The sequence below is a fragment of the Kosakonia sp. S42 genome (assembly GCF_016624785.1).
Taxonomy (GTDB): domain Bacteria; phylum Pseudomonadota; class Gammaproteobacteria; order Enterobacterales; family Enterobacteriaceae; genus Kosakonia; species Kosakonia cowanii.
On record NZ_JACVTW010000025.1, the window covers coordinates 54,945 to 64,599 of the forward strand.

General features: G+C 55.0%; 10 protein-coding genes and 5 pseudogenes. 3 read left to right on the plus strand and 12 right to left on the minus strand.

Annotated features, from left to right (window positions below):
- Window positions 1–128: 128 nt before the first annotated feature.
- A complete protein-coding gene (crcB, locus tag IAE50_RS20245) occupies window positions 129–503 on the plus strand; it encodes a fluoride efflux transporter CrcB (RefSeq protein ID WP_200581078.1) in 375 nt (124 codons plus the stop codon).
- Window positions 504–611: 108 nt separating this feature from the next.
- On the opposite strand, the pseudogene IAE50_RS20250 reads toward crcB, so the two are convergent.
- The 12 genes and pseudogenes from IAE50_RS20250 to IAE50_RS26650 all read right to left on the minus strand — a co-directional run.
- Window positions 612–787, minus strand: a pseudogene (locus tag IAE50_RS20250) (transposase domain-containing protein); the annotation flags it as partial.
- Window positions 788–830: 43 nt separating this feature from the next.
- On the minus strand, window positions 831–1,553 hold the full coding sequence (locus IAE50_RS20255; RefSeq protein ID WP_309228094.1) for a reverse transcriptase domain-containing protein: 723 nt from the start codon (window positions 1,551–1,553) through the stop codon (window positions 831–833).
- A 62-nt stretch (window positions 1,554–1,615) separates the two neighbouring features.
- Window positions 1,616–2,173, minus strand: a complete 558-nt coding sequence (locus tag IAE50_RS20260) for a tyrosine-type recombinase/integrase (protein WP_200581079.1) — start codon at window positions 2,171–2,173, stop codon at window positions 1,616–1,618.
- Window positions 2,124–2,573 carry a site-specific integrase gene (locus tag IAE50_RS20265; RefSeq protein WP_200581080.1) on the minus strand — a complete coding sequence of 150 codons (450 nt, stop codon included), beginning with the start codon at window positions 2,571–2,573 and terminating at the stop codon, window positions 2,124–2,126. The genes IAE50_RS20260 and IAE50_RS20265 overlap by 50 nt, the downstream gene beginning before the upstream one ends.
- Window positions 2,563–2,907, minus strand: a pseudogene (locus IAE50_RS20270) (hypothetical protein); the annotation flags it as partial. The gene IAE50_RS20265 and the pseudogene IAE50_RS20270, both read right to left, overlap by 11 nt.
- Window positions 2,908–3,521: 614 nt before the next feature.
- Complete coding sequence (locus IAE50_RS20275) at window positions 3,522–3,734, minus strand: tyrosine-type recombinase/integrase (protein WP_200581082.1); 213 nt, start codon at window positions 3,732–3,734, stop codon at window positions 3,522–3,524.
- Between the two features lie 100 nt (window positions 3,735–3,834).
- Window positions 3,835–4,626, minus strand: coding sequence for a site-specific integrase (locus IAE50_RS20280; protein ID WP_234467253.1), 792 nt, complete (start codon window positions 4,624–4,626; stop codon window positions 3,835–3,837).
- A 162-nt stretch (window positions 4,627–4,788) separates the two neighbouring features.
- A pseudogene (locus IAE50_RS20285) lies at window positions 4,789–5,369 on the minus strand (reverse transcriptase domain-containing protein); the annotation flags it as partial.
- Window positions 5,370–5,828: 459 nt separating this feature from the next.
- Entirely contained in the window at window positions 5,829–6,104 is a 276-nt protein-coding gene (locus IAE50_RS26500) for a transposase (RefSeq protein ID WP_309228095.1), read from the minus strand.
- A 47-nt stretch (window positions 6,105–6,151) separates the two neighbouring features.
- Entirely contained in the window at window positions 6,152–6,739 is a 588-nt protein-coding gene (locus IAE50_RS26505; protein ID WP_309228096.1) for a transposase, read from the minus strand.
- Window positions 6,740–6,791: 52 nt separating this feature from the next.
- Window positions 6,792–6,992, minus strand: coding sequence for a hypothetical protein (locus IAE50_RS26645; protein WP_309228097.1), 201 nt, complete (start codon window positions 6,990–6,992; stop codon window positions 6,792–6,794).
- A gap of 87 nt (window positions 6,993–7,079) precedes the next feature.
- Window positions 7,080–7,244, minus strand: a pseudogene (locus IAE50_RS26650) (transposase); the annotation flags it as partial.
- Window positions 7,245–7,293: 49 nt separating this feature from the next.
- Here IAE50_RS26650 and IAE50_RS20300 point away from each other — a divergent pair.
- Both IAE50_RS20300 and IAE50_RS20305 read left to right on the plus strand, forming a co-directional pair.
- A pseudogene (locus IAE50_RS20300) lies at window positions 7,294–7,530 on the plus strand (transposase); the annotation flags it as partial.
- Between the two features lie 280 nt (window positions 7,531–7,810).
- Window positions 7,811–9,400, plus strand: a complete 1,590-nt coding sequence (locus IAE50_RS20305) for a methyl-accepting chemotaxis protein (protein WP_200581084.1) — start codon at window positions 7,811–7,813, stop codon at window positions 9,398–9,400.
- The last annotated feature ends 255 nt before the right edge of the window (window positions 9,401–9,655 follow it).

Below are 9,655 nucleotides of genomic sequence, written 5' to 3' on the forward strand. Positions count from 1 at the left end.
CCGGAGGTTCTCTGAAGTATCGACCTATACCTTGACGGCCTTTCTGCACAACAGCACTTTCCGTCCAGTGTACCTGTACAAGTCATGTCCCGTTATGTTCTGAAGATGAAAAAATAAAAGGAGAGAATGTGAATCAGCTTTTTGCCGTCATCACCGGCGGTGCGCTGGGATGTGTTATCCGCTGGCAACTGAGTGAGCATCTGAACGCGATTTTTCCGGACCTGCCGCCCGGGACGCTGCTGGTCAATCTGATGGGTGGATTTATCATCGGAGCGACGCTGGCGTATTTTCTGCACCACCCCGGCCCCGATCCGACCTGGCGACTGCTCATTACCACTGGATTGTGTGGAGGTATGACGACCTTTTCCACTTTCTCTGCTGATGTTTTTGCCCTGTTGCAGTCCGGCAACTATGCCTGGGCAGCCGCCTCGGTGCTGATACACGTACTGGGCTCGCTGGCCATGACAGCGGCCGGTTTTTATATCATGACACTGTTTGGTTAACCCGAACAGCACGGCCTTTGAGCGTAGAAATCTATGGTCCCACCATTTTTGCAACACTGATTTTTGATTAATGATGGTAAGCGCACGGCGTGGGACGCAGAGTAAGGTTTAGTTTACAGGCAGCGCTACATTCCACGGCAGTAGTCATGGATCCTGTTTACCGGCCATTCTTGGATATGATCAATGACGTAACGCAACCAGGTTTCCGGCTCGACCTTGTTCAGTTTGCAGCTTCCTATAAGGCTGTACATGACCGCCGCGGCCTCACCACCACCATCTGCACCTAAGAGTCGAGTCAGCCGAAGGGAATTTCACCCCCCCGGCTGCTCACAGAACCTTACATGACAGCCTCCCGTCATACGGCTCTTGATCACACATTCGATGCACGTAGTAAATACCAATGCGCGAACAGCTCCGGATTCTCTCTTCGAACAAGACGAAGCGATGCTCCGCTTGACGTATAGAGATTCGGTACTTGCTCTTCATCCATTTGAGCAGGCGCGATTGCAACGCGCTCCACAATCGATAGCTGAAGTTTCTGTACCAGAATTTACCGTAGTATTCGATCCATCCTCGAATCACAGCGTTGTACCTGCGAGAAAAACCCCTCAGGTCATCCGTAGTGGATCGATGGATGCGCCAGTGTTTGATCGTGTCTACCATCCTGCGCATCGCCTTCATCGACGCTCCCGACATGCACTTACGAAAGAGTTCGCCCCGGGAGCCCCTCAGGGTTCGCACCTTGAAGTCATATCCAAGAAAGGTGAAGCTCGTCGCGACATTGTGCCGCCCGAATGTATCGATGTAGACAATCTTCGACTTTTCTTCGTTGATGGTCAGACCCACTTCACTCATCCGTCGTGTCAGGCTCTCCCTGATTCGAACAGCCTCGCTCATCCTTGTGCAGTGAATAACAATATCGTCGGCATACCGTTCAAACGACACGCCGCGATGCGTCCTGTCCATCCAACGATCAGAGGCGTAATGCAGGAACAAGTTGGCTAACAAGGGCGAGACACACCCCCTTATGAACAGTGCTGAATTATGCACAGAGCTCGCCTGTAATGGCGGATTTGCGGGATCCCGTACGCAATCACTGTGCATAATGATGATTACAAAGAGGTTAGCCAGGCGAGCAGTCCCGCGTCCTGACTCCACTCCGGCATGTCGTTGGAGACGACGTTGACATATGCGGCCTCCGGAGCCTTACGTTTGGCTTCGGTGGAAGCACGTGCGTAGATCTCTGTGGTCGACAGATCAACATGACCCAGAATATCCCGGATATAGGGCAGCAGGATACCAGCCTCATAAAGATGCATTGCCTTGCTGTGCCTCAGAATATGAGGGCTTATTCTGGCTCGGGAAAGTTCAAGTGTGTCCGTGAGTGCTCGGTACTTGTCGATGATCCAGGCAACTCCGCCACGACTGAGCTTCGCGTGTTGCTGGTTGAAGAATACAGGATAGCTATCGCGACCAGGCATATCGAGGCGAAACTCGGTCAGGTAGTTGGCCAGGAGCGCCGCTGTGTTGGCGCCAGGGGGGACATGACGAGTCTTGCGATCTTTGCCCGTCAACGTGATGACCGCAGGCTTTTGCAGACGGACGTCCGCAACGATCAGGTCAACCAGCTCCTGGACTCTGGCACCGGTGTCGTAAAGAGTGGCCAGCATTGTCGCATCGCGTCTGCTCAATTGTCAGATGGTGCACGCAGGCTCGAGCCCCCTTTTTTACCGGGATTGCCATGATGTCCTGGCAACGCGCCATCAGTGCGGGCTCCTGCGATTGCATCCAGGTGTAGAACGAGCTAATCGCCGCCAGGCGCTGGTTCCGTGTCGAGACACTGTTCTGGCGGCTGCTCTCAAGCCAGTTCAGGAACCCTGTAATCATCTCGACATCGATACGGTTGAGGGTGAGCTTCACAGTCGGTATCGCTTTCTGGTCGCGCAAATAGATGATCAGAAGCTTGAACGTGTCGCGATAGGAGGCGACTGTGTTGGGCGAAGCACCACGCAGCCCTGCCGGATGGTTTGTAAGGAACCGCTGCAATCGCTGAGCAAAATCAGTTGCCATGGGGCAGGCCTCCCTTCAGGGAGGGGACAACGTGACCGATCATCTCATCCAGTCGAGAGACAATGTGCGGATATGACTCGGCGGTCAGCCTCAGGTAGTAGGCGGTATCTGCGATGGAGTCATGCCCCATATAGGTCTGCAGGACCGGCAGCATCGCGCCAACATCCTTGCCGGCAGCGAACCACTTCTGCAGGTTGTGGACCGCAAATGAATGTCTAAAATCGTGGACGCGCGGTCCGTGGCCGCGACCACCGTGACTGATGCGTGCCTGCCATAGAAACCGGCGGAAATTATTGTAAACGTTCAATAGTCTCAGGGGATGACCGCGTCTGCCAGGGAAGAACCACTAGCCGAACTGGGCATGATAGTGCGCCAAGCTAACACGTAGTGGTTCGGACACGGGGATCTGACGCTCTTTGCCGCCCTGGCGTCGCGGATCAGCAAGACCCCTGTCACCGGATCAACATCCTCGACGCGCAACGGGCGGGCTTCCGGGCAGCGCAGACCGCAGGCATAGATAGTCCTGAACAGGACCGGCATTACCAGGTGCCGCAGGGGCACGCCGCTGCAGTAATGGCAGCGATCCGTCCGGGCGAAGAAGGCGGCCAGTTCTGCGTCGGAATAAATGTGCGGATGTAGGCCACAGGCCGACGCAACACGCCTGTCGGTAGCACATAGGCTGCAACGTCGTGGAGTATCAGCCACCGGGCCAAATGCCTCACCGGCGAAGTCAGCCCCTGCAGGGTTGCCGGCGTGACTGCTCGCTTTTGAGCCGCCTCGATCCAGGCATTGGCAAAAACCTCGGTGATGGTCTCCAGTCCGGAAACTGGCTGCGTGTGAACGCAACAAACCGGTAGAGGACCGCCTCCTCAGCTTCGTATTTATAACCGACCGTGCGCTTCTGGGCGACCATCGTCTTGATGGCATCGATCAATGTCAGAGGCGTGCTCATAACAAAACCTCCCCGGATGTGGTGTCAGGGTTGAGTGCGCACTGACGCAGCAGCCCCAGTGACGTCTTCAAATACACGCCCGTCGTGCTTACCGATTGATGTTCAGGAATGTCGGCGATCTCTTCAATCGGCGTTCCCCCTTCCATCAATCGGGTCGCCAGCGTATGCCGCAGCGAATGCATGCCGACAATCGGTGGACGGTCGCCCATGACGGACACAGTCGATTATCGCCCAGCCAACGTCTTTCAATAGCGGCAGTTGTATGCGGTGCCCGGTCTTGGTTTGTCTCACCCAGAGCCGATTGCCCGGTCAGTCGAGGTCATCCAGTTCCAGACGCTTGACGTCGATGCTACGCAGACCGAGCCGCGTGACCAATGTAATGATCGCGTAATCTCTTTTGCCGCAAGGATTGCCCCGGTCGATGGCATCCAGAATTCTGGCTACATCGGCGGCATCCCACACCGATGGAACTCGGGCGTGCTTGCTGGGCTTCACCGGCGGGACTGCCTTCAACACGTCGGCATTGACCTGCCCCTGGCGACCTGCATATCTGAGAAAAGCGCGGACCGCGCACAGCTTTTGTTCAACCGTCTTTGCCTGATATCCGGACAAAGTGGCGACAAATGCCTCGATTGTTCTGGCATCGCAGTCAGCAAGTCGGGCGCGCGTGTCCACAAAAGAAAGAAACTCTCCGGCCAGCGTCCCGTACGTGCGCACTGTCGCAACTGCACAACCCTCGGCACGTAACCCGGCCTGGAATGTACCGATCAGCCTGACCTGATCGGCTGTGAGCTTATCGGCCCGGCGATCATAGCGATGCAACACAGCGCCGTGAACCACAAAGTCTCCCAGCATCTGGGCGACCCAAAACAGGTAGACGTCAGTCTGTTTGAGCGTGCCGGTCTGTTCCTTCGCGAAAAAATCACAGGCAGTGTCGACCCACGCCATTGCGATCAGGCTGAACGCCTCAACGCCCCGATCCGAAAAATACCCCGCCAGACGACGCCAGCACTGGCGATACCAGATCATCGTCGACTCTTTATATCCCAGATGCAGCAACTCGCGATCCAGGCCAGAAATTAATGCAGATAAAGTTACCATCACCGCTATCTCCGATCACAGGCCCCACCTCATGCCGGGCCGGGTAATCAGCATCATCGGTGATTATGTGCAGCGATTTTATGCATACCCCTGCAAAATCGTCACCCACAGGCAAGTACTATGCATAATCCAGAACTGCTCATAAGGCAGCTTATGGTCAGCTGACAATAATCCACCTTGAGGTGTCCCTCGTCCCCGTTCCTGAAGCAACCCCATCTCACTCTGCATCGGCGCTTGCAGCCAGACAGTACAGGATCACCCATTTCGGCATCTGGTGATGCTCCAGAGCCTTGATGATCAGGTCGTGCCTAACGTGGTCGAAGAACGCGCTGATATCCACTTCCAGTACCCAGTTCTTACGACAGCACCGAATGGAACATTGACGCAAAGCATCGTGGGCCGATCTTCCGGGCCTGTAACCATACGAGTCAGGATGGAAAATCGGATCGATCACAGCCCCCACATATCTTTTCACTGCACCCTGGGCTACCCGATCAGAGACCGTTGGGATGCCAAGGATGCGCTCCTTGCCATTGTCTTTCGGAATGCGCTTTTCCCGTACAGGTGGTGGAAAATACGACCCTGAGCACAACCGGTTCCAGATGCGGTAGAGGTTATGATCGCGCTGCCGACAAAGTCCGTGAGCGTCTGTCCATCACAGTCCGGCACGCCACGATTGCGGCGTACATCCTGTACGCCATCCACTCCAGCGACTTCGGTATCTCGAATGCTTTTCGTTGCACTAAAACGTCATCCTCGTTTGAGTTGTGTCCCGCACAACGAAAGTGATCCCCACCCCTTCGCTCCAGCCCCATTACAGGTCTTTCATCACTACTACGGGTGAGTCCGTCCCTATCCCCACGTACGTGCCGAGGATAGGTTCTCACGTTCCCCAAAATGGCCTGGCTCAGGTTTTTGCTGCCTTAACAACGGGTGCCGTGCAGTCGGTAGACAGGTGTCCTCTGCACTTCTCGGTGCCGGCTATACAAGCCCGTTTTGACACCAGTGGGATTTCGTCGCTTCATCAGTCAGTTCACTTTCGTTCAACTACCTGAGCCTTACGTGACAGTAGTTACTCTGCTTTTTCCCGAATCGCTCACCACCAACATGCTGAACATGTTCGCAGCATCGGGTCGTTTGATCAGTACGCCTGCACGCCCTGACCGGAGGGCCTACCTCCATCCATATTGGGACATGGAGTGTCATGCCGCCGTTTGCATCTTGTCGTCATGACGACTCCTTCGTGACACACACAGCCAGTTACGGCGACCCAGTGCCACAACACGAAGAGCGCTTTCACACAGATTATTGTCGGTTTCCACCCGGCCGTTACGGCAGAAGACGTTCAGCGCATCCCGGTGGTTCAGCAGATAAGTGAACGCCTTTGCCGTGTCTGAGTGGCGCGACAGCACCTTCATCTGCGCCTGTACCCAGTCGTACAGCGACTGCATCAGCGGGACCGTTCTGGCTTTCCTCACCGACAGGCGCTCATCTGCCGGGCTGCCGCGTATCTCCGCCCCGATGACTATAGCTCACCAATGCGCTTCAGTGCTTCGGTGGTGACAGCCGCAGGCGTACGGGCGTGTACATCGTGGATTTTACGTCTTGCGTGCGCCATACAGGCCGCCTCCGTGATGCGTCCGTCCTCATACAACGCGTCATAACCGCGCATCCGCCTGCAGAACCCCGCTGTACCCGCCCAGATGGCGCTGCGGATGGAACCCTTTGTGGTCCGGCGTGTACGTGAATCACATTGCCGCCGGCAGCGATGGCCGGCACACCTGTCATCGCGGAGGTATACCCACAGCCTGCCGGTGCGCGTTTTACCGCCTCCCGTCGCCGGCACGTTCACCGGCGTGTCATCGCCGTGCACTTTACTGTCCATCAGCACATAGCTGTACAGGGCCTCGTACAGCGGGCGCAGGGTATGCCCCACCTCGTCCACCCAGCCGCACAGCGTGTTACGACTCAGTTCCACGCCCTGCCGCGCGTAGATTTCAGACTGCCGGTACAGCGGCAGGTGCCCGCAGAACTTTGCCATGATGACGCGCGCCAGCAGGCGCGGCGCGGCATACCCACGGGCAATGGGTTTTGCCGGCAGGCGGGCCTGCACGATGTGGTCACACCGGCAGCGGGCCCGCTTCGGGCGCACCGTTTCGATAACCTTAAGGCGCTGCGGATGATGTTGTGCTCCTGCCAGCGGGTTCCCGGACGATCCGGAGTAGCATCTCCTGATCGGGATTTTCCAGCATGATGCTGCCGTAGCGAAGCGTCAGCGAGCAGATTGTCGCCGCACCCGGGTTGTTCTGTGCCTGCCCGGCAGGATCGTCCACTATCCCGGCCGGCAGTGCAGCAGGCTGTGACACCGGTGGGATGCATGCCGAAAGGCGGCGGGAGACCCGTCCCTCTTTTTGCCAGAGACGGAGCCATTTAAAGATAACATTGTCGTTGACCCTGTGCGCCCGGGCAATATCCGCAACGTTGGCGTCCGGCTGCGTCGCCAGTTCAACAATGCGAAGTTTGAAGTCGTTCGAATAAACGCGGCGGGCTTGGTCCGCCAGGTCCGAGTCTCTGGTTCCATAACGTAGATGTCCGTCTGTATCAGATGGGCATCTAATTTACCGGCTCAGCGCTGGCGATGGCAGACGTCAGAGGTCGTGCGCTTACCATAAAAGCCATGAAACGCAGCGCTGGCTGAAAGCCAGCCCGAAGTTCATCGTGGTATATCAGCCGGTATATTCTCCGTGGGTAAACCATATTGAACGGCTCTGGCTGGCGCTGCATGAGACCATAATCCGAAACGATCAGTGCCGCTCGATGTGGCAACTGCTGAAAAAGGTTCATCATTTTATGACAACAGCCAGTCCGTTTTCTGGCGGCGGGCATGGTTTAGCAAAAGTGTAGCAGTATCAGGATCAGCTATTTAGGACATAGTACAATGCGGGTTTAATCAGGCCGGCGGATTCAGATTAATGGTCAACCAGCACACTGATCTATGAGCAGACTCTGCCTGCTTTAACGAACGAGACGGCCAGTTGTGTCGGGCAGATAAGCGAATCTGTCGGCACCCGACACAATATTTTAATAACTTTTCCTGTTTTTCTGCCGATATATATATGTTGAAATTTTTTATTATTTTCATATTCCATACAATATTAGCCACTTACAATGGCAAGGAATTCAAATGACTATTACACAGAGATTGTTGCTCACCTTTTCACTTCTTTCCGCTGCGCTGGTCGCGATGGTTATCGTGGCCATCATAGTGACCGGCGGATTTCAGTCCCGCTTTCAGTATGTGCAGCAGAATACCATTGCTTCATTTCTGGACCTCGGGAAAATGGTTGACGACAGTAATTCCCTCATTATTTGGCTTTATCGTCACCAGAGTGCCACAACCCCCCAGCGTCAGGCCGAGGTCGAGAAGCAAATTGATGGTGTTATCAGTAATATCAAGTCACTAAACCAGTATTACCTGAATAACGACATATCGAGCGAGGAGGATCGTCAAATGACGGAAGCGGCCTTCTCCATCGTTAAACGCATTGAATCCACGCTTTCGGTTTTTCTTGCCAGTTCACGCGCGCACAATGACTCCGTTGCACTGAGAGCGCTTCAGGGCAATGAAGGCATTGGCGAAGCGGCCCGCCAGCTAATTGCGGGCTACCAGAAACAACTGAAACTGAACGTGGACATCGGTAACGCTCTGCGCAAAGAAAACGACCGGATTTATCAGATGACAGTCTGGAGCTTGCTGAGCGGCTCCGCGCTGGCCATTTCCATTCTTGCATTTTTTGCGCTGAAAACTGTTTTCGCTATACGGCATCAGCTTAACGGCATGCGTCAGGCCATGGAAACTGCCAGCGCGCGACTCGACCTAACTCTTAGGGTAGACGAGTTGCGCCCGGATGAAATCGGCTTGACCGCAAAAGCGTTTAATTATCTGATTGAAAATGTATCAGCTTCATTGTCAAAAGTGGAGGCTTCTGCACAGTCGGTCAGTTCTGCCTCTGCGCAGATATCAGCCGGTAACGAGGATCTCTCATCCCGCACGGAGCAGCAAGCCGCCTCACTAGAGCAGACAGCTGCAAGCATGTCTGAGCTAAGCGAGACTGTTCGTCAGACCGCAGAAAATACACGCCTTGCCAGCCAGTTGGCGAAAAATGCCAGGGATATTTCAGAAGACAGCGCCGGGCAAGTGCGCACGCTGCTGAGTACCATGGGTGACATCAGGGACAGCTCTGCAAAAATCACGGATATCATTGCGCTTATTGAGGGGATTGCGTTTCAGACTAATATTCTGGCCCTGAATGCCGCCGTAGAGGCCGCCCTCGCCGGAGAGCAGGGCCGTGGTTTTGCTGTAGTGGCTGAAGAGGTCCGCGACCTTGCGCAGCGCTCATCCTCTTCCGCTCGCGAAATTAAGGAGCTGATTGAATCATCAATGGGATTTGTTGAAGTCGGAGCGACGCAGGCTGAGGGTGTAAGGGAGAATATGTCCCGCATGAATGATGCCGTGCGGCAGGTCACCGACCTCGTCGATGAGATATCCGTTGCCGCCAGTGAGCAGTCACAGGGGATCGATCAGATCTATCTGGCCGTGAATCAGATGGATGACGTAACACAGCAGAACGCAGCACTGGTTGAAGAGGCTTCGGCAGCGTCACGTTCGCTGATGGAGCAGTCTGCGTCGCTGCACCATCTGGTAAATGCCTTTACTCTGGCTCCTACTTTAGCCAGGGAAGGGGAAGCATTGAGCGCCTTGACGAAACATTGAGCGCTCTGGCGTGGTACAGACAGCGCCCGTATTACATTCCAGTCCTGTCGTTGTGGCAGCGGATGATGACAACAGGCAGAGCTTCTAAGGCACAGGTTACATTTTCTCCGACTGAAACTGAATGAAAGGGCTTAGGCTATCCTTAGCCCTGTAAGTATTAAGTGCTTAGCACTTAATGGAATTGAAACTCACGTTACGCGTTTGTGACCATGACCCCGAATATGATCCAGCCGTAATCAGGAATAACCGGCTTCA

Coding starts and splice junctions, on each gene's coding strand:
- IAE50_RS20260 (WP_200581079.1), bottom strand. CDS start 2,173: ATGCTGGCCACTCTTTACGACACCGGTGCCAGAGTCCAGGAGCTGGTT.
- IAE50_RS20265 (WP_200581080.1), bottom strand. CDS start 2,573: ATGGCAACTGATTTTGCTCAGCGATTGCAGCGGTTCCTTACAAACCAT.
- IAE50_RS20275 (WP_200581082.1), bottom strand. CDS start 3,734: ATGGGCGACCGTCCACCGATTGTCGGCATGCATTCGCTGCGGCATACG.
- IAE50_RS20280 (WP_234467253.1), bottom strand. CDS start 4,626: ATGGTAACTTTATCTGCATTAATTTCTGGCCTGGATCGCGAGTTGCTG.
- IAE50_RS20305 (WP_200581084.1), top strand. CDS start 7,811: ATGACTATTACACAGAGATTGTTGCTCACCTTTTCACTTCTTTCCGCT.